This window comes from Myroides marinus (assembly GCF_900109075.1).
GTDB classification, from domain to species: Bacteria; Bacteroidota; Bacteroidia; order Flavobacteriales; family Flavobacteriaceae; genus Flavobacterium; species Flavobacterium marinum_A.
The window spans coordinates 75,148-97,017 of sequence record NZ_FNYS01000012.1 but is presented as its reverse complement, the minus strand read 5'-3'; the positions used below and the strand labels follow the sequence as shown (position 1 = coordinate 97,017).

Genomic DNA, 21,870 nt, shown 5'->3' with positions numbered 1-21,870 from the left:
CTCTATCTTATTTAATAGGTATATTATACTCTTAGTTATACAGCTATTACTAATAAAATAAGGGCTATTCTTTTCAGAATAGCCCTTATTTATATACTACATTGACTAATTATTTTACTTGCTCATCTGTCAAGTCAAATCCCCAATCTTTACCTTTCATCGTTGCAGGAACTCCTTTTACCATCCATACTGGTGCTTTACCATCTTTTAGATAATAATCGAAGAACTGTTGTTGACGAATTTGAATGTCTTTTCTATTTTGACGTTTCATTAAGTTGTGTTCGTCTCCATTATAGTTTAACATCCATGCTGGTTTACCTAAACGTCTTAATGCCATAAACATCTCAATACCTTGGTACCATGGCACTGCTCCATCATTATCATTAGCCATAATAACTACAGGAGTTTTTACATTTGGCATTTTAAACAATGGTGAGTTTTCTACATATAAATCGTATCCATCCCAAAGTGTCTTACCAATTCTACTTTGTGTCTTCTCATATTGGAACTGACGACTCATACCACTTTGCCAACGAATACCTCCATAAGCAGAAGTCATATTAGATACTGGTGCTCCAGACCAAGCTGCAGCATACATATCTGTAACTGTTATTAAGTGAGCGACTTGATATCCTCCCCAGCTTTGCCCTTGGATAGCTATCTTAGATCCATTCACCCAACTATTTTTCTTTAAGTGTTCAACACCTGAGTTGATATACTCCTCAGCTGATTTACCTGGTTGACCATCTACATAGCTAATATCTGGAGTGAACACTAAATATCCATTACTCACAAAGAAAGGAATATTTAGACGAGATGGTGTTGGTGCAGGAGACTCATATCTATTTAGGTTCTCAGATACTTTCTCATAGAAATAAACAATCATTGGATACTTGTTCGTTGCATCAAAATCCTCTGGTTTATATAATACTCCAGTAGAAGTATATCCTTTAGGTGTAGTCCAATGAACTAATTCAGAAGTTCCCCAGTTATAATCTTTCTGTTGTTTATTAATATCGCTTATTTGCGTAGCCTTAGCTAAATCTTCAGTCACAAATAAGTTAGTTGGCTCTACGAAAGAACCTTTTACATATCCATAAACATTAGCCTCTTTTGCTTTAAACAATGAACTATATCCATTATAAGCATTCATTAATACTTCTTTTGGAGCTTTTGTACTACTAACTTCTGTTGTATAGAATCCAGCATCTTTAGTCGTCTCGTTAAAAGCAGCTAATACTAATTGCTCACTTCTACTGAATGAACGCTTTTCGTCATCTAGTTTTAAGATATCAAATGCAATATTATTCTGACGTCCGTATCCGTTAGTAATCATTCTAGGAGCTTTATTGCTCTTTAAATAGAATTCCCAAATATCAAAACGATCTCTAATTAATACTGATTCATCATTATCTGTCCAAGCTTGAATACCATAAGCAGAAGCATTGTCTGGCATATCAAAAGTCTCATCAGCAAATGACACATTTAATCCTTTGTTTAATTGCTTTGTGATTTTAGTCTTCACATCATAAGCATACCAGTTACCTTCTTCACTATTGTAATAAACTACAGCAGTTCCTTTAGGAGAAATACGTGCAGAACCAGCAAGATTAGCTACTACTTCTACTTCTTTTCCTGTATTCACATCTACGATGTAGTAAGAAGATACACCTGAGATATCCCATTGTCTCTCTACTCTACGTCCGTAGTCAGATGAATTAAATACTATATTAGCATTCCCTTCATCAACTAGCTGACTACCATTAACATTATCATTTGCCAATGGAACTAGTTTACTCTTATCTTTTAAGTTAATAGTCGCTAAGAAGCTTCTTTTTAATTCTTTATCTAAGTTCACTAACTGTTGTGGTTGGATATAGTCTTCACTATAATGCCATACATCCACTACTGCATGATCTTCTGCGATTAACGTTGTATCTTTTGCTACTGGCTGTGGTGCGATACCTAAGTATAAACGTCCTCCGTTTTTACTAAAGCGAGGCTTGTTATTCTCTGATACCACCCAGTCTTTAGGCATACCTTTAATTGTATTAGAAGCTAATACAGTAGCACCCGTAGTTAAGTTAGTATAGTATAATTCATATTTCTTAACTAATGCTTTTTCATCGTCATTAGTTCCCATAAACACTAATTGTTTACCACTGTCATCAAAAGAGAATTGTGAATATTTACCACTACCTTCTAAAATAGTTTTAACTGCTTTCGTTTTTAAGTCCACTACGAACACACCGAAAGGCCCTTTGGCTTTCTCTTCCTCTTTTGTTTTTTCTTCAGTAGCTACTTCTTTCGTTTCTTCTACTTTACCTTCTTCTTTCTTATCGTCCTTTTTATCTTCTTTTTTCTTTTCCGTAGGATCTTTAGTTACGAATACAAGGTATTGACCATTATCATCGAAATAATAGTCTGTAACGTTTTTATAAGAGATTTTCTCTCCCGTTACTAAATTTTCTAATACTAATTCTAATGGAGCATCTTTACCTGGCTTTTTAGCAGCAGGTTTCTTTACATCCTTTTTATCTTTTGATTTAGCTGTATCTTTTACTGGTTCTAACAAATAAGCTAAAAAGTCTCCTTTTTTCTCAGGCACTTTAAATGACTTAATATCTGACTTCTTAACTAAAGCACCTGTCTTTAAGTTGTAAATACCTAATGAGTCTTTCGCTATCTCATCTTCTTTCTTTTTCTTTATTCTTACTGCTTTTAGATCAGCATAAGTTGGTCGAATAGAGAAAACAGAATAGTTAGAAGTACCAGTGAACACAGGCTTCTCTCCTCTAGGTACTACTAATTGTTTTGTTTTTTTGGCTGTTTCGATATAAAGAGTTTTATCTCCTTCTTGAGGGTTTACTTGATACAACACCCATTCTCCATTGTTAGAAAATGCTTTTGCACCGATACTTTGCCATCCGTCATAAACGGAATGGTCTAATGGCTTCTTTTGTGCTTGAGCTGTTAGGGTCCCAAACACAAAAAGACCTAATCCTAACTGCTTCCAAAAGTAGCTCGGATTAGATCTTTTTGATTGTTTTGTTGTTGGTGTTAATTTCATATTACGTTAGTTAATTTACGGTTCGGAAGTTAACGCAAATTTACTATATGACCAAACACCTGTTAGAATTGGTTATTCTCGTGTAATTCTCTTATTCGTTTCTTATTAATTTTACCAACACTTGTCTTCGGAATATCTGCCACCAATACAAAGCGATCAGGGATAGCCCATTTATTAATAACAGCCTTATCTACATAAGTTTGCATATGTTCTATTAGCTGTTCTTCTGTGATATCTACTTCTGTTTTTGCAACTACCAAAGCAAATGGTCTTTCTCCCCATTTATCATCAGGAATACCTATAACAGCTACATCTACTATACCTGGATAACTACCTATCATATCTTCTAGAGCGAGTGAAGACATCCATTCTCCACCTGTTTTGATCACATCTTTAGAACGATCCACTATCTTTAAATCATTATTCTCATCTATCCATGCTATATCTCCAGTGTGTAAATACCCACCTTTCCACAGCTCTTCGCTCTTCTGCTTATCTTTATAATATCCCATCGTCAGATAAGGTGCTCTTACTACGACCTCCCCTAATGTCTTACCATCTTTAGGCACTTCTACTCCTTCTTCATTCACTACTTTAAGATCTACCAACAAGGCTGCACGACCTGTCATTGTTCTAATCTTTAACTGTGATTCTAGGTTGTCTTGTATTGTCTCGAGAGATAGATATGAAGTCGTTAATAGTGGGCAAGTTTCAGACATTCCATATCCTGTCACTACAGATATTCCTCTTTCCATCGCTCTACGAGCTAAGGGCTTACTTAATGCAGAACCACCTATAAGAACACTCCAATTACCAAAGTCAATATCACTAGCTGCAGGACTAGTTAATAGCATGTTTAAGATTGTAGGTACACAGTGTGAAATAGTTGGTTTCTCTTTTCTGAAGATATCTAAAAAGCTCTTTGGTTCAAACTTACCTACATAGACCTGTTTTAAACTCAATGATGTAGCAACATAAGGCAGACCCCAAGCGTGCACATGAAACATTGGAGTCAATGGTAAATACACATCACTTGAGGTAATCTTAAAAGCTTCGTTCATCAGCGATAATACACTCATCTCAACCATCGTATGCAGTACTAACTGACGATGTGTAAAATACACTGCCTTTGGGTCTCCAGTGGTCCCTGTTGTATAGAATAATGTCGCTACTGCTTCTTCAGAAAACTCAGGAAATGTGTACTCCGTAGAACTTGTAGCTACTAGGTCATCAAAATAACCTTTCACATTCAACTTCGTCTCTACAGTATTCTTATGATCACGTATCACAATTATTTCTTTCACTGTAGTCATCTTATCACTTATAGCTTCCACTACAGGTAAGAAATCTTCGTGTACTATTAATACCTCATCTTCTGCATGATTAATGGTATAAAGCATTTGCTCTGGTGCTAAACGCCAGTTAATAGTATGTAATACATTACCTGTAATAGGAACAGAGAAGTAATTCATCAGATAGCGATGACTGTCATAATCTATTACACCTACTACACTACCTCCATCTAAACCTACTGTTACATACAAATTACACAGTTGTTTAATCCTTTTGTACAACTCAAAATAATCAAATCTCACTTGATCTTTGTATACTATCTCGTGTTTTGGATTTACTCGTAGGGAATTCTCTAAGATATCTTTTATCAGCAATTGGTATGCGTGCGCATTACTAGCCGATTCTATAGTTTTGATTTTCATAAGTTGTCATTTATTGGTTAACCACAATATAATAAAAATATTCCTCACTTACGAACCTACCCTTTCAAAACCAAACAGATACACAATAAAAATCACATTGATACACATAACGAAAAAACCCTGTGAACGACTATCCACAGGGTTTAATATATTTTCTAGTATTATTTTAGCTTCTAAGTGAAGCTATAAACTCTTCTACATCTGAATCAAATGTTGTTTCTTGAACTAATTCTAAAGCTAATTTAGTCATCTTGTTAAAATGTACTTTAGAAAAGCTTCTACCTCCGAAGCTATCTCTACAGAAATCACCTATCACACCAAATACTCCATTAACTTCTTCCATAGTAACCTCTTTTTGATCTGCATAACGCCCTCTTAAGACAGCAGCTCCTACATAGGCTCCTATTTTAACAACCAACTCTGTATCTAGTATTTCTTTTTTATCTGCTAAATAAAATAACTCATCTAAATTATGATGTATTAGCGTTTTTATATCCATAATCTCTAACTCTCTATTATTTGACAAAGGTAAAAAGAAAATAACAGATATGCTTATAGTTAACAAAGAGAACTTTGACACAGTTCAATTCCTTCTCTTACAAATCAAAAAAGGTATTGAAACCTATCTAGTTACAATACCTTTTCTTTATTTTATAATTCTATATTATATAACTTCATTTTATTATATAATGTCTTTCTGTCAATTCCTAAGACTTGTGCAGCCTTTGTTTTATTAAACTTAACCTTCTCTAAAGCTGTACGAATAGCTTGTTCTTCATTACGAGAAGAAAACAGCTTTAAATCATCCTCTATAGAATCATTAGATAAACTAGTATTACTTGAAGAAATCATCTCTGATTTAGGGACTAATATCTCTTGTGGTAATACTTCTTTTTCTATTACTTCACCACGAGTTAAAAGGACTGAACGTTTAATAATATTCTTCATTTCTCTTAAGTTCCCTGGCCAATCATACGTCAAGAATATACATTCTACTTCAGAAGAGAACTTCTTCACTTTCTTCTCTAACTCTATATTTGATTCATTCAAAAAGTGCATAGCAAACATTAAGATATCTGCACCTCTATCTGCTAATCTAGGAGCTACTATACCAAACTCATTAAGCCTATGGTACAAATCTTCTCTAAACTCACCTTCTCTAACAGCTTTAGGTAAATCTTCGTTAGTAGCAGCAATAACTCTAATATCTACATCTATTTCATTACTACTTCCTACCGGTTTAACTTTGCGTTCTTGTAAAGCACGTAACAACTGAACTTGTACTTCATAAGATAAATTACCTACCTCATCTAAGAATATAGTTCCACCATTAGCTGCTTCAAAGTGTCCTACTTTATCAGTTACTGCTCCAGTAAACGAACCTTTAATATGTCCAAAAAACTCACTAGAAGCTAAATCTTTAGGTATAGCCCCACAGTCTACAGCGATATATGGCTTATCTTTTCTTTTACTTTTTAAATGTATAGAATGTGCTATATTTTCTTTACCTGTTCCACTATCTCCGATAATCAATACGGACATATTAGTAGGAGCTACTAAGTCTATATATTCATGTAACTGAGTAGATACACTACTCTCTCCACGAACATAGCTTAACTCTAGTTCTACCTCATCAGTATCTACTTCTTCACTAATTAATGCTTTCTTTACTTTAGGTTTTACTACTTCCCCACTATCCATACTTGCTTTTCTCTCTAAAGCTTGCTTTATAGTTAACAGTATTTCATCTGGATTAATAGGTTTAGCTACATAATCAAAAGCCCCCAACTTCATCGCATTCACAGCTGTTTTAATTTCAGTATAACCTGTCATTAAAATTACTTGTGCCGTTCTACATTTTGATTTAATATATTTTAATAGTTCTAAACCATTACTATCAGGTAAGCGAACATCAGTAAGAACAATATCATAGCACCCTTCATTGATGCATTGTTCCGCTTCTGTACTACTAAATGCATTTGAAACTATATAACCTTTCTTAGTTAAAAAAGTTTTTAGCATTTCGCAAAAAGGAACATCATCATCTATTACCAGAATCTTGTGACTCATACTTTATTTTTTTAAGTGCTAAATGCAAATTTAAACTTTTTATCATTCAATACCAATTGAGACCTAAATTTAACCTTCCTTAAACAACAAAAGGGAGCCTAAGCTCCCTATTTGCTTGAAGATTTCTCTTCTTCACCTTACTAACGATCTAACTGTTATCTCTCGATAACATAACTTTTTAAATAAACACTTAAATTTTCTTTTTCAAAAGCATGAGTTTTTCAACTCTTCACTTTTTTTATAACACCTTACTGTAATAGTATATATACAAAACTGTGCCAAATCTTAAACACATAAGTATTTTAGATTTATAGTATTTATTTTCAATACCTTATAATAAAACTAAAAATGCTCATCACTTTTTCATAGTATGAAAAAATGAGGAGCATTCTGTGTATTGTTTCCACACTTATTAGAACGGATACCCAATAGCGAAGTTAAACATCAAATTATCTTTTCTCCATTTGCTATCACCAAACTTGATATCATCTACAACCCAACGATCACCAGATTGATTATAAGGAACTCGAAGTGGAAAAGCAAAATCAAAACGAACTACTAAAAACGTTATATCAAAACGCAATCCTGCTCCTGCTCCGACTGCAAACTCATTCATAAAGTCTCCACTAAATTTACCACCAGGTCTATCTGATACTTCATTAAGGTTCCATATATTTCCTGCATCGACAAATAAAGCTCCATGTACGATACTAAACAACTTCTTACGATATTCTAAGTTCATTTCGATCAACATATCTCCTGACTGATCTGGAATAAACTTAGCGTTGTTTATACTAGGATCAAAAGAACCTGGACCTATTGTACGTGCTCTAAAAGCTCTAATACTATTAGACCCTCCTACATAAAACTGTTTAGTATAAGGCATCTGTTGTGAATTACCATATGCAAAACCAACTCCTGCATGTATTCTACTTACCAATTGGCTAGTCTTACCTAACTTTAAATAATGTCTAAAGTCATGTTCTGTCTTCACATATTGACTAAATGGTACACCTATTATACTTTTTTCCTTATCCTTATCTGCATTAGCTCCCATCAAAAGTCCTGTGATATTACCTGATAAATCTAATGATCCTCTATAATATATTGTACTCTTCTTAAATCTCTTAGACGTATTTGTATAAGTATAGGTATAAGTTGGACCGAAGGTTAATTGCTTATCTAATACCCTTTCTAAAGAAGGGTTACCAGCAGCATACTCTTTATAGTAATCCGTTACATTACCAGGCTTAACATAATTAATATCTAGTATTTTAAGATCATGTTCTCTAAAAGCATTTTCTTTCCATAAATAGCCCCACGATGCTTTAAATGATTGCAAAGAATATAACTGACTTCTCTCTAAGTACTCCCCTCCTAAAGTAGCTCTTGTCTTAGGAATATAAGCACTCGTAGATTCAATATTAAATGGTGATATAATCTTTGGCCAAGTCAAACTAGTTTCTAAACCGACCTTATAAACGTTATATCCATTATTAGCCGATGACATCTGAAAGTCAGCTCCTCCATAAGCAGATACAGAAAATACTTCAGCTCCTTTAAAGAAGTTCTTATTACTCCAGTTTAGGTTTAGCTCTGCTCCATTATAGCTAGCAGAGTTCATTTTACCTAATAATTCTAAACGTAATGCTTTTGGATTATCTGGGGTTAAGAAATAATAAGCATCTAACTTATGATTTAAGCTATCTGAAATTTCAAACTGATTTTTCACAAACTTAAACACTCCTAAACTCACTAATCTATTTAAAGATAAATTGTGGTCATTTCTATTATATGTTTCCCCACTCTTTAAGTGAATAGCTTTATCATAAATAGAAGGTTTAAATTTCCCCTTAGGATCTACAATAGTAAAATCTTTGTACTTCTGTGCTGACACTAAAGCTTCTTTAGCATTACCATCTGATAACACATAATCTGAAAATATATAGATATTATCAATCGTATAAGGCTCTAAAGCTAACTTAGGTGTATTATCTTTTACTTTTAGACGTAAGTCAACCTCATGTTTACCTACTGTACTATCTACCTGTACCAATAAATTATCGGCACTAAAGAAGTAATACCCTTTATTTTTTAAGTAATTATCAAAACGAGTTCGCTCTTCTTTAATCTGATCTAAGTCATACGCTCTTCCTTTTTTCAATCTAGTAAAACGCATTGCTTTACTTAAGTTCTTACTTAAATCAGTAGAGTCTTTAGCGAAGTTAAATTCACGTATTCTATACTGGTCTCCAGGTTTAATAGTATACTGAATACCTTTTTTCTTATCTCCTGGTATTAAAGTATCATGAGATACATTTACATTAAAGTATCCTTGATTCTCTAATCTATTAGATAAAATAGCGGTATTTTTATCTACATCCACTTGATCAAACAGTACTGGTGGTTCTCCCATCTTATCACGCATCCACCTACGAAGTTTATTACTTTTCTCTGGATCACCTGCTAGATTATAAAAGAACAACTTAGAATGAAATCCAAAAATAGAAGCATTAGGTACAGGTCTCATTAAACTACTCAATTCCTCATTCATTGAAGATTTCTTTGCTTTAGACAGAGAGTCTCCTTCAAACACTAACTTAGCTCCTGAATACAAATATTCATCATCATCTAAATGACGAGTTGAATTACACGAGAATAAAGACAAGAATACAACACATCCTATCAATCCATTATATAGTTTATTCTGCTTTAGCCTCATTTCTCAATTGTTTTTTTAATTGTCTCTTATCCTTACTTCGTTCAAATAATTCTCTAAACTTCTCATAGCTCATCGTAATGATAAAACCTACTCCTGTTTCTACTATTTGCCCTTGTAAAGCCACTTCATATCTATTTTTTCTATACACCCTCATTAAGTATCTACCATCTTGAGATAGTGCATATTCTAGCTCAATATCTCCTGCAATATTAGCTGCCTGTTCATTTTGGCGAGCATTACCTTCTACCTCAAAACTACTACCTACAGTTACCTTTAATCGATCAGAAAACAATCTTTTAGACACAGCTACATTTAAATCTGTTCTATTTTCTCTATTTCCAGTAGAAAAGTCTTCTGAGGATTCTAAATTAAAATTCAGTTCAACTCCAGAGATTAGATTACTTGCTAAATTGTTTAATTGATCAGATAATAATCTACTCACACTCTGTCTAGCCATAGTACCTGCAGAGGCACCACCCGCACTACTTTCAAATGGGTTCTCCCCAATAAATCTATTCAATAATAACAAAGCAAACACCTGCTTATTCATTTCAGATTCATTCTGTCTAAGCTGTTCTAGTTTTGTCTTAGTATTACTTAAGACATCTCCAGACACACTTGTAATTCCTTCTTTAAGTTGAACATCAAATGATATCTCTGGTTTTAGAAGTTCTCCCTTCATTTTTAATAATGCTTGGAATGGAATCTTTTGTTTGTACATATTTTGCTGCGTTGGAGACAATCCACTTAACTGATTACCTAACAAATCTATTGGTGCAGTCTTTGTCTCATAAATAGCAGTCAAGCTCATTGTGGCATCAGTAGGATCACCAGCCCAAAGGATATAACTACCTTTTTCTACTTCAAATCTTCGCTTCAACATATTAAACGATAAATCGTAAGATCCTTCAGAGAACTCATAACGTCCAGCTAAAGTAACCTTACCAGATGGGTCTATACCTCCTACTAAGTCACCTTCACCTTTTAGAACAATCTTATCTCCACTAGATTTATCCATAATCATCGTAAAAGTTGCTTCTTTATCCACTTTAATAGACACCGAAACATCCAATCCTTTCAGAGCAGAATTATTAAAGTCTTCTTGATATTTCTGCAACTCTGCCATTTGTAAACTGTGTTCATCTACAAACTCAACAATACCCTCTCTATCTGCTATACTAGGATCTTCTTGTGGCAACACAAAAGAAAAATTAGTCTTCTTACCTATCTCAATACCTCCAGTTACAATTGGTTTATTTAAATCGCCTTTAATCTTAATATCACTATCGAATACTAATTTTCCATAGTACATATCATTATCCTTAGATGTAGAATTAACAGCTTTAAAATCAACAGCCTTTATACTAAGATTAAAAGCATAATCTTTATACGTCTTAGTCAATACCTGTCCATCTATAACTAATATATTCCCGTCGACATCAGTTATACTAAATTTATCTAATTCAATACCTCTGTCTGTAAATGATATTCTCTCATTGATCTTTTTAAAGTCCGCATTTAATTGATTTACATGAAGACCTACGTTATTAAAGTCCATTGCACCTAAGATCTTAGGATCAGTAAACTTACCTCCTACTTTCAGATTTCCAGAGAAGTATCCTTCTGTCTCGGAGATAAAGTCTTTAGCAAAGTACTCTAAAGCTCCCATCTGAAACTTAGCCAAATCAATATTCATATTCATCTCCTGCGTATCAGCATCAGCCCATCCATCTATTGAGATTTTATTCTCTCCTCCTTGAAGAACAATATCAGTTACAAACTTACTAGCACTCTCATTTTTCACACCAACGTGCAAGTTCCCTAAGCCTATTTCCATTACATGTAGCTTATTAATATCAATGTCAGATATAAATCTAAAGTCTGTTGCCAAATCTTTTAAATACACCTCTCCATTGACAAAACCACTAGCTAATAGAACATCTTTTTTAACCATTTTAGTAAGTGTCTCAATACTAAAATCTTTAAACGATATTTTCATTGGACTATTAGCTTCCTCAGATCTAGATTCTACTGCCAATAAACTATTATTATAAGCCAATTCAAAATCCTTAATAAAGAACCCATTCGGCTTCATTACAAATCTGTTCTCTGGATTAACCACCCATTTCTGATAATCTAACATAAAACCATCAGGATACAGACGAGCTATAATATCCCCTTTACTAGTACTTAAATCACCTGCTATTAAATAACACGGAGCCCCTGTTTTATCTTTTAAGTTAAGATTATAGGTTAGTTTATTATCTTTTATATCTCCTTCTAAAGACATTCTTCTAAGTGCTACACTAGCATTGTTTATTTTCTCCACCGCTAATGCATACGTTAGTGCTCCATCTTCCGGATGAATATCTAACGAGATATTATTAATCACATTTTCTCCATACTGAATAGCAGGTATTACTCCATTAAAACTTATAAAGTTAATACTAGACTCATATCTCCCTTTAAAGTTAATAGGTTGTAATTCCTTCAACTCTGGTACAAAAGAGTGAATTAACGAATTGTCTTTTACCTGTAAATTATAGGTAAAGTAGTGATTTAAGTTACCTAATTTTGCTTTAGTCTCTGCTATTTGTTTCTCTGTCTTATTTTCGTCTGTGTCGAAATAACTCTTAAATGTATTAGTTAATAAATCAGCTAGCAAAGTCAGTTTATACTGCCCTTGCATATCAAAATCAATTAACTCTGAATTTAAAGCAAGTGATTTATCATTACCGTTATTTATAGCAGTTATCTCTATTGGCTTTAAACTCAATACCTGATCTTTTGTCGTATAAGATAAGTCACTCAATACAATACTACCATCTAGATCATCTGGAGTAACATTACTAAGCTTAGTACTGATTTTACCTTTAAACACCGAAGGCTCCTCAACTAACTTTAACTGATATAAATCTATATGCTTAAAGTCAGCTAATAAATCTAAACTTATATTATAATCTGTCCACTTACCACTAGCATCAATTCCAAAGTTTAAATTAGGATCATCATTTATAGAACTAATCTTGTAAGTACTATTATCTAAGGCAGCATTAAGTACTATATTATTATAATTATATCCATTATACTCAGCCCTATCTATCTTAATCTCTCCTTTAGCCTGAGCCTTATCAGGGTTAAAGCTTGTTCCTGCAACATTAGCAGACATACTTAGTACTCCTATAGAATCATTCTTTAGAATCTCTCCTAATTTTAAATTATCTAACCTAGCCACTAAAGAGTACTTTTCTGCTCCTTTTTTGCGCTGATCTAAGAATGCATCTACAGTAGCATTACCAGAAGTTGTTTTTAAAGCTAACTTAGTATCAATCGTTTTCATGTTTCCCTTTACGTTACCAGATAGGAACATATGAGCAGGAATAGCAATATTATTTGGTATAACACCCTTAGGGGCTATACTAAAGATATCTTTAGCAGAAGTCTGAAATTTATTAAGATTAAGGTTAATGGACGCCGTCTCAGGCTTTGTAGCTCCCTTGATATTACCATTCACATTGATCGCTGTAGAATTAAGTCCCGTTAATAAAAACTTCTCTATAGATAAATCACCTATCAAACCTTTTATTACAACATCAACACTCAACTCATTTTTAGTCAATGCTCCTAGCCCTGCCTGTTCAAACACAGTTGGCATCGCTAGATAAATATCTCTAAGTCCTAAATGAGACTCAGTAATTTTTACATCAATAGAAGTGTCATCTAATTTGTCTTTTAGCTTATTGACATCTTTATAATTTAAAACAACGCTAGCGTCAAACTTAGAGTTAGGTGTTTCTAATAAAAAGTCTTTAATAAACGCAGTCTGATCTCCGTACAGGAAGTAAGTCTTAAACTGGTTTAACTGCAGTCCGCTTTTCTCTTTAAACGAGAACTTTTCTAAATTACCTGTTATGGTATTAGGAGAGAACTGAAAGTCCTTTAAATCAAAGTTAATATCTGTAAATTCGATATGATTAGGGTCTAAACCAAACGCTACTGGTTTAAAGTTAGAATTATCAAACTTAACATCTATAGAATTTAAAGCGAAGTGGCTAATTCCAAGTTTCCAAGGAGTACTCGCTTCTTCTACTTTAGGAGTATCATTTTCTTTTACAGCAGTTATTTCTTTAACTTGTTTAAGAGGTAACAAATGAACAATAGCTTTGGTATCATCCAAACGTATTTCTTTTATATCTATTTGTTGATTAACTAAATCAATGTGATCAAAGGTAGTTTGAAAGTTTCCTAAAGCTAACTTAGCATACATTTTACTCTCTTCATCGTCAAACTGTATCTTACTATCTGTCCACTCAATAGTACCTAATTCTACATTAGGCAATGCTGCTTCAGTGTTATTTTCTTCTTTTGGTGTATCTACCTTAATGGCATTCTGTGATGCTATTGATGCAGGTTTCTTTTTATAATCTAAGTCTATACCTGCAATTGCTATTTTAGGGATAGCAAATTTCATCTGATCTAAATCAAACTGCTTAAATCGAGTTATAAACTTCTTTAGACCAAATTTCACATGATGACCGTCATAGTCATCATTATATTTTACCTCAATATTACTAAGACTAATCTCTCCCACTTCTATTTTCATAGAACTAGGATCATCCTCTTTCTCTTCTTCAGAAGCAAAAGCCTCTACAATATAATCGAAGTTAAAACGCCCAGTACTATCGCGTTTCACATCAGTCTTTAGTCCATCTAGCTGCACTCCATTTACACTAACTGTGTTTTTTAAAAGAGCAAATAAGCTAATATCTACACCTAAATGATTGGTGTATAACAGTGTATCCTGCTCTTGAGACTCTACATATAGATTTTTAACAACGATTTTTTTAGGAAAGGCAATTTCGATTCTCTCTAAAGAAACAGGAGTACCGATTTTATCTTGTACAAAAGAGATAGCCACATCCTTTACCTTATTCTGAACATAAGGAATCTGGATAGCAACTATAATTAATAGTAATATAAGGACTAAACTAAATAAGAACCAGCCAAGTATCTTACCTATTTTAATAGTTATCTTCTTCAAAACAAATTTTTTAAACAAAAATAACAAAAATCATTCCTACCGAAAAATGATTATCACATATATACCGAAAAAGTTTAAGCAAAAAAAAATCTCCAACATGGAGATCGCTATAAAAAGAAAAAAATGGCAAGCTACCTACATCGCACCGCTACAACCTCAGACCTTTGCTGCGTTCCCACCCTGGAGGATTAAGAGGGAGCTGGTCGTGTAGGACTTGCCACTGCAAATATACAACGGTTTTTTATTTTTCCAAGCTTTTTCAACTATTCGCATTAGATTTGTATATTGTATCAAATTAAAAAAAGAAGATGAAAAAATATAACATTCTAATTCCGTTAGTTTTAGGAGTAGCATTTATCAGCTGTTCGAATAAAAAAAATTTAGAAAAAAATGTTCTTTCGATAGAAACTGGACATCTAAAGCAGCTATATAAGGCGAGTGAAGACATAAAATTGAGTCTAAAAACGACAGAAAAAGCACAAGTTGACTCTGTAGTTTATTACTTCAATGATAAAAAAGTTGGTGCGTCTATCAAAAATGAAGTGCTAAATCTGAACTTAACTGAACAAAAATTAGGTAAAACAACAATCAAAGCTGTTGCTTACTCTGATAATTCATCTAAAGATTTTACAACTGAGATAGAAATAACTGCTCCTAATGCTCCGAAGTTTTACTCTTATAAAATCGTAAATACTTTCCCTCATGATCAGGAAGCTTATACACAAGGATTAGAATTCTACAATGGTATCTTATACGAAAGTACTGGTAACGGAGAAGGTGGAGGTAGTACTACAGGTAGAGGAACTGGTAAAAAAGGAGTATCTAGTGTGCGTCAAGTAGATTATAAAACAGGTAAAGTAATTAAGATACACAATCAAGCAATGGAAATATTCGGTGAAGGATGTACTATCTTAAACAATAAACTTTATCAACTAACTTATCAGAACAATGAGGCGTATGTCTTCAACCCTGAAACTTTAGATCTAGAGAAAACCCTTCCTTACTTTAAAAAGATGGAAGGATGGGGACTAGCTAATGATGGTAAACATCTATATATGACTGAAGGTACCGAGTTTATTTATAAACTAGATCCTGAGACCTTTAAAGAAGTAGATAGAGTAAGTGTATATACAGATAAGAACGTTATCCCTTACGCTAACGAGTTAGAATGGGTAGACGGTATGTTATATGCTAACTTCTATGGTCAAAACGCTGTAGCTGTCATTAATCCTAAAAATGGAGCTATAGAAGCTGTCATAGACTTTAGTGAATTAGTAAACTTAACGACTTACCACGCAGACAGAGATGTTATGAATGGTATCGCTTATAACCCACAGACTAAGACTTTCTTCTTAACAGGAAAGAACTGGGACAAGATGTTTGAAGTACAAATAATAAAATAGATATATTCTCATAAACAAAAAATGCTGACCATTGGTCAGCATTTTTTGTATCTCTATAGCTATCCTTCATAAAAATTCCCTTCATTAATAGCTATAAGGTTTAATTTTTCATCATAGATAAAGTGAATACCATACTCATTCTCCCAATAACAGTCATTATAGTGAATAAGAATCAACCTATCTCCTTTTAAAGCTATCTCAATCCTATTTGGAGGAGCTACCAATTGATTTAATAAGTGTCTGTTTTCATTAACTTTATCTAAAATTAAATCCTCTTCGTGTACCTTATCATAATCCTGCCAAGTATAATCAAAAGAAATTCCTAACCAAGAAGCTCCTTCCAAAAAAACCTCTTCTATATCCTTCAGTTTCAACTGATGAATACAGTTGATTATTCTCTTTTCAATTCCCGCTATAGCAAATACATCCTCTCCAATATAAAGTCTACATCCACTAGTATTCCATAATTTAGTAGATATGACTTGTGTACTCACCCATTGATCTATATCTTCATAAAAATATAACCTTAAATCTGGAGATAGTACTTTGTATTCTGTATTTAAAGGAGTTCTCCAATCATTCACTTCTCGAGCAACTAATACACCTAAAGTTGTATATACTACATCTAATTGAGTTTTAAAGCCTTCAACATTAAACTTAAAAGACCATTCGTTTAAATCTTCCTCTAACAAAACAACCACCTCTACCTCTAAATAATTCCATAACTGATGAAGTGGTACGTTCTCTAATGGTGTCGTATATCTAAACTTATGTTCATCAAAATCATATCCTTTTTTCAGTATCAATTGATAATATAAATACTCTGTCAGTTCCTCAAAAGCAAGCTTCCATCCTGCTGATAAAACTTGCTTTACAAAGAGATCAACTTGTTCAATCAACTGAACATTATCACTTAAGAAGTAATTATCTACTACTACACTTACAGCTATATTGTCTGCTAATTGTAGTCTTTTTTCAAACTTCCAAATTGCAAATTGAGAAAGAACAAGATTTCCTAAATATTTAGAATACGTCATCTTAAAACTTTTTATACATCAATAAATACTTTTACCTATAGCTTCACTATTACAAATTACTTATTCATATAAACTCATTCCATTCACATCAGTAGTCAACACATCTGACATATAGTCAAATAATGGTCTCATCGCTATAAATGTCTTGATAACCTCTTCTTTAAAATTAGGAGCTAATACTTCTTTATCTGTAAAAGAACGCATCACTAAATACTGCTTTTTACGCAACAAATCAATTGCAGGATGCTCTTTATCAAATCCTTTAGGAGCAGTCTTTAATTCTTCTCCTTGAAGCTCTCCGAAGTACTTTTGAAACTGTTCAGCTGCAATAATATCTCTTAACTCACTATCATCAGCTTCTATTTCTTTGCGAATACGCAGTAAGTCTTCTTTATTAGGCTCCCAAAAACCACCACCTACAAAACTTCTACCTGGTTCTATATTTAGATAATACCCTCCTCTAAGCATTGGTTTAGTACGCCCTAAGTGCAGTCCGAAATATGTTTTATAAGGAGTTTTATCCTTAGAGAATCTCACATCTCTATAGATGCGGTGTACATGTAGTAAATCTATACTATCGTGCTGTAGCATCTCGTCGTGTACTACTTTGAAAAAAGCTTTAACCTCTCCAAAAAGCTTATCAAACTCAGGTTTATGGTCTGCAAACCAAGGTTTGTTATTATTCTTTTCTAAGATTAGTAAAAAGTCAATATGTTCTTTCTTTAGCTGCTTCATAATTTTGTTTTTAATTCTTGCCAATGCTCTGCTTTCTCCTTAAAAGTCATTCTCGCATTCGCTCCACTTGGTGATGGTAAAGTTAATAAACTCACTCCCTCTATCTCGCCTATATATTTAGTAAAATACTGTCTTGCCTTTTGACTACTAAAAGCAATTGTTTTAATAGTAGGATACTCCTGTATTAATCCTTGTATATCATTCGCCTGTTCTTTTATAATATCGCTATCTAAACTACTCTTGCGCTCACAGGACTGTAATACATCCCACAATCCAATTCCCCTTTCTCTAATCAATATCATCTTCTCTGTATAGGATTCTTGGTAAGGTTGATCAAAAATAGTGAACAACAATTTCCAAAACACATTCTGTTTATTGCCATAATATTCTTGATGTTCTAAAGATTTAATACTCGGCATAGTCCCTAATATCAATACTTTAGTTTGATCATTTACAATTGGTTTAAAAGATTGTATTCTCTTATTATCTGTCATACTTCAAAGTTATTATTATTTATCACAAAACAATAATTATCAACTTCTTATCCCTCAATTTGCTATAATTTAGAACAAAATCCTTTTCTTACAGATGAGCTTGTCTATAAGCTAATGGTGATTGTCCTGTGTGTTTTTTAAAATAACGACAGAAACTGGTACTGTCTAAGAACTTCAATTCTTCTGCAATAAGATAAATTGGTTTATCTGTAGCGATTAGATAAGACTGAGCCTGTGTAATCAACAACTCATTAATAATCGCAGAGACAGTTTTACCAGTTTGCTTTCTTACCAACGTAGTTAAGTATTTAGGTGTTAGTTTTAATTTGTTTGCATAGTAAGCTACACTGTGCTCTGTCAAATAGTCTTGATGTATCAAATTATACAATCTAAAGATGATAGTTTCTTTCTTAGAACTCGGTTTTAGATTAACCTCATCTTGTTCATAAAACCGATTGATGTGAGCAATAAGCGAGTACAATAGATACTTTATAGCATCTGTATAAAACACAGAATTTGTAAATGAAGTATTCTGTTCCAGCAACTCGTAATAATCAATAAATACCTTCTGATTTCCTTCATTTAACTGTATGATTGGTCTTCTCACCAGTTCGTTTAAGAATTGATAGTTGGTAGGTAATATCAAATCTTTAATTACATCCAAATCAAATAATATACATAGATACTCCCCTTCCTCTTCTGAGTGTGGTATAGAGAAAATACGTTGTGGAAACACTGTTAGTAGCGAACCTTTAGTCAATGCTATATCTACATTATTCACCTTCACTTTAGTCTCTCCATTTAGACAGAAAGAAAGCAATATCCCCTTATTTGTAAACTTTTCGGTCTGAAAAGAAGTGGGAATAATACGATTTGACTTTATAATTTGAATGGAATCCATAACTGATACACACATTGCTTACTTATTCAAAGTTAAGAATAAAAACAACTTTTTGCACATATATTAAACAAAACAGTCATGTAGTAATATCGCTATAATACAGACCTTTGTGCCAAATATAAAGTACCAATGACAAGCAAAACAATAAATATAAACAACGAAGAGTATATACTACATATTCGCTATCAAGAGAACGATTCACTACGTCAAGAATTTAATCGTATGTGTAAAGAAGTGTGGGAGTTTGACTTTGAAGCTTTTTACCAATCTGGATATTGGGGAGAAGATTGTATCATTTATTCTCTGTTCAAAAATGATCAAATAGTTTCTCATACCACATTAAGTATTTTTGATCTGACAAAAGGTGGTCAAACAATAAAAGTAGGTCAATTGGGAACAGTGATGACAGCTCCTACTTATCAGAAAAAAGGATTATCCCGTTTCTTATTAGACTATATAAAAGAAGAATATAACACAATACTAAAAGGCTATTTCTTATTCGCTAATGATACTGTGTTAGAATACTATCCTAAGTTTGGCTATACTGCTATAGACGAGTACCAAGCAAGTATTTCTATCAATAATACCCAGTCCTCTACTACTACTTTTGAAAGTTTAGACTTAGATGATACCAACTCTCGTTTATTGTTTAAACAATATGTAGAAGAGGGATATACATATAACAGACTTCAGACTAAAAATGTGGGATTAGCATTCTTTTATTGCTATGCTAACTACGATTTTAGCTTTAAAGGATCTGTGTATTATTCTAAAGAATTAGATACTGTTGTCCTATACGAGCGTGAAGGAGAAGAGTTAACGATATATGCTATTTATCAGAAAAATCACAGTACACGCCAAATGCAAGAGATAATCAACGCTTGTGTAAACAAGGATACAAAAACAGTGTACTTTGCATTCACTCCAGAATTAGAAGGAGTTACATATAACATCTATAAAGAAGATGATGATATCACTCTTATGGTAACTAATGAGCTTCTCTCATTATTTGACGATAAACAGACAATGGTAGCCTCTCTTTCACATACTTAAATCCAGATTCAACAGTATTCAAATACTGGGTAATATATAAAAAAAGGAGTGCTCTATTGCACTCCTTTTACTATTCCATAAACTCTTTTGGATACTCTACTACTCCACTAATCTCATCTAAAGCATGTGGTACTAATTCAATAGCCATACTATTCTGATCAGGAACATCAAATGGTAAACGAATACCATATTTACTTGCTCGTTGATACCCAAACTTAGGGTAATAAGCTTCATGTCCTAAAACCACTACTGATGTATAACCTAACTCCTTAGCTTGCTTATGCCCTTCTGTAATAAGCGCTCCTCCAATTCCTTGTTTCTGATACTTTGGTAATACAGAGACTGGTGCCAATGCTAAAGATTCGAATACACTTGTAGATGATACAATCTTTATCTTCGTAAATAAGATATGTCCTACCACCTCCCCATCTATTTCACAAACTAATGATAACGCTGGAACAAAATCTTTAGACTGACGCAAACGTTGTACTAATAGATGCTCTCTGTGATCGCTCATTTCTTCTGATTCAAAGGCTAATCTGACAATATTCTCTACTACTTGATAATCCTTTGACTGTTCTGTTCTTATTGTTTTATTCATATCATTTTTTCTTATTACAATAAAAGCAGGTATCTACCTGCTTCCTGTTATTCACATACTACTTCCAAGACATCTTGTGCCTGTAAGATAGCCATTGCATTCATTTCTTTTAATTGGTGACTATGCACATATTTCAACGCTTTAGATAAGAAGTTCATGCTTATCTGTATAGCGTCCTCTAAAGTACGCCCTAAAGTCAATTGTGCTGATAAAGTTCCTGTAAATAAGTCACCTGTACCTACTACTTCTACTGGGATATTCTCTGCATAAAAATGTTTCAACTGCCCGTTGCTAATCAAGATTACTTCCACTCGATGCTCTTCATTCTCCGTCATCTCAGCTGTAGTCAGTACTATCTGCTTATCTCTTAATTGCTCGTTTGTATTTACAGCTTCTAAAAGTTCCTTTTCATTAGTAATACTCACTCCTGTGATATACTCTAACTCAAAGTGATTAGGTGTAAGAATATCACTTAATGGAAGCAATCTATCCTTAGAATAATCTGCTTGTTCCTTAGGAATATATAGTCCATCTGTACGAGTATCTCCAAAAACAGGGTCATAGATATACGTAATATTGTTCTGTCTCTTTAATTCTGTAATTAAATGAGCTGTAGAATCAATAATATCTTGACTCTTTAAATAACCACTTACTGCATATTGTGTTTGTTTGGCTGTATCTATTTCTAATACTCCCTTAGCTAACTTCTCAAACAACTCTTGAGAAACAGCCTCTCCATAATAGACAGGTTTATCTGTATGACTGGACAACAATATAGTGGGTATAGCAACACAATTAATTCCGTGAAGCTGTATAGCAAAGCTGGCTGAATTATTACCTACATAACCTGTAGATACGGTACTCTGAATAGAGATTATATGAGGTTCTGACTTATTCATTATGTATTTAACTCTTGTTAAACTATCGTGTTTTATACTCGCTAAAGAACGAAATACAAAAGTACAATTCACTTCTGTTATACGTTCTTTATTTCACACAATATTACGATTATAATGATGAAGACAGAT

General features: G+C 33.2%; 14 protein-coding genes and 1 other RNA gene. 2 read left to right on the top strand and 13 right to left on the bottom strand.

What is annotated here, in order from left to right; genetic code table 11:
- Positions 1-109: 109 nt before the first annotated feature.
- The 7 genes from BMX53_RS12665 to ffs form a co-directional block, all read right to left on the bottom strand.
- The gene (locus BMX53_RS12665; protein ID WP_074746707.1) at positions 110-3,070 is read right to left on the bottom strand and encodes a S9 family peptidase; all 2,961 of its coding nucleotides are present in this window, start codon (positions 3,068-3,070) and stop codon (positions 110-112) included.
- A gap of 62 nt (positions 3,071-3,132) precedes the next feature.
- The gene (locus BMX53_RS12660) at positions 3,133-4,785 is read right to left on the bottom strand and encodes a fatty acid--CoA ligase (protein ID WP_074746705.1); all 1,653 of its coding nucleotides are present in this window, start codon (positions 4,783-4,785) and stop codon (positions 3,133-3,135) included.
- Between the two features lie 166 nt (positions 4,786-4,951).
- A complete protein-coding gene (locus tag BMX53_RS12655) occupies positions 4,952-5,284 on the bottom strand; it encodes a hypothetical protein (protein WP_038986386.1) in 333 nt (110 codons plus the stop codon).
- Between the two features lie 152 nt (positions 5,285-5,436).
- Entirely contained in the window at positions 5,437-6,855 is a 1,419-nt protein-coding gene (locus BMX53_RS12650) for a sigma-54-dependent transcriptional regulator (RefSeq protein WP_074746703.1), read from the bottom strand.
- Between the two features lie 412 nt (positions 6,856-7,267).
- Positions 7,268-9,577: a translocation and assembly module lipoprotein TamL gene (gene tamL, locus BMX53_RS12645; RefSeq protein WP_074746701.1), complete on the bottom strand. Its 2,310-nt coding sequence runs from the start codon at positions 9,575-9,577 to the stop codon at positions 7,268-7,270.
- Positions 9,558-14,618 (bottom strand): translocation/assembly module TamB domain-containing protein, encoded by a 5,061-nt coding sequence (locus BMX53_RS12640; RefSeq protein ID WP_074746699.1) that lies wholly within the window; start codon positions 14,616-14,618, stop codon positions 9,558-9,560. Before BMX53_RS12640 ends, tamL begins: the two co-directional genes overlap by 20 nt.
- Before the next feature lie 121 nt (positions 14,619-14,739).
- Positions 14,740-14,838: signal recognition particle sRNA small type (ffs, locus tag BMX53_RS12635), an RNA gene on the bottom strand.
- 88 nt (positions 14,839-14,926) lie between these two features.
- Here ffs and BMX53_RS12630 point away from each other — a divergent pair.
- The gene (locus BMX53_RS12630; protein ID WP_074746697.1) at positions 14,927-16,021 is read left to right on the top strand and encodes a glutaminyl-peptide cyclotransferase; all 1,095 of its coding nucleotides are present in this window, start codon (positions 14,927-14,929) and stop codon (positions 16,019-16,021) included.
- A 59-nt stretch (positions 16,022-16,080) separates the two neighbouring features.
- Here BMX53_RS12630 and BMX53_RS12625 read toward each other — a convergent pair whose 3' ends face one another.
- The 4 genes from BMX53_RS12625 to BMX53_RS12610 form a co-directional block, all read right to left on the bottom strand.
- Positions 16,081-17,058 (bottom strand): hypothetical protein, encoded by a 978-nt coding sequence (locus tag BMX53_RS12625; protein WP_074746695.1) that lies wholly within the window; start codon positions 17,056-17,058, stop codon positions 16,081-16,083.
- Positions 17,059-17,118: 60 nt separating this feature from the next.
- Entirely contained in the window at positions 17,119-17,793 is a 675-nt protein-coding gene (locus tag BMX53_RS12620) for a DUF2461 domain-containing protein (RefSeq protein WP_074746693.1), read from the bottom strand.
- A complete protein-coding gene (locus tag BMX53_RS12615; RefSeq protein WP_074746691.1) occupies positions 17,790-18,287 on the bottom strand; it encodes a DNA-deoxyinosine glycosylase in 498 nt (165 codons plus the stop codon). The genes BMX53_RS12620 and BMX53_RS12615 overlap by 4 nt, the downstream gene beginning before the upstream one ends.
- Before the next feature lie 88 nt (positions 18,288-18,375).
- Entirely contained in the window at positions 18,376-19,188 is an 813-nt protein-coding gene (locus tag BMX53_RS12610) for a helix-turn-helix domain-containing protein (RefSeq protein ID WP_074746689.1), read from the bottom strand.
- Between the two features lie 129 nt (positions 19,189-19,317).
- Between BMX53_RS12610 and BMX53_RS12605 the strand changes: the two genes are divergently transcribed.
- Entirely contained in the window at positions 19,318-20,241 is a 924-nt protein-coding gene (locus tag BMX53_RS12605) for a GNAT family N-acetyltransferase (RefSeq protein WP_074746687.1), read from the top strand.
- A 70-nt stretch (positions 20,242-20,311) separates the two neighbouring features.
- Here the strand turns inward: BMX53_RS12605 and BMX53_RS12600 are convergent, their stop codons facing one another.
- Both BMX53_RS12600 and pdxY read right to left on the bottom strand, forming a co-directional pair.
- Positions 20,312-20,842 carry a GNAT family N-acetyltransferase gene (locus tag BMX53_RS12600; protein WP_074746685.1) on the bottom strand — a complete coding sequence of 177 codons (531 nt, stop codon included), beginning with the start codon at positions 20,840-20,842 and terminating at the stop codon, positions 20,312-20,314.
- A 47-nt stretch (positions 20,843-20,889) separates the two neighbouring features.
- Entirely contained in the window at positions 20,890-21,741 is an 852-nt protein-coding gene (gene pdxY, locus BMX53_RS12595; protein WP_074746683.1) for a pyridoxal kinase, read from the bottom strand.
- Between the last annotated feature and the right edge of the window lie 129 nt (positions 21,742-21,870).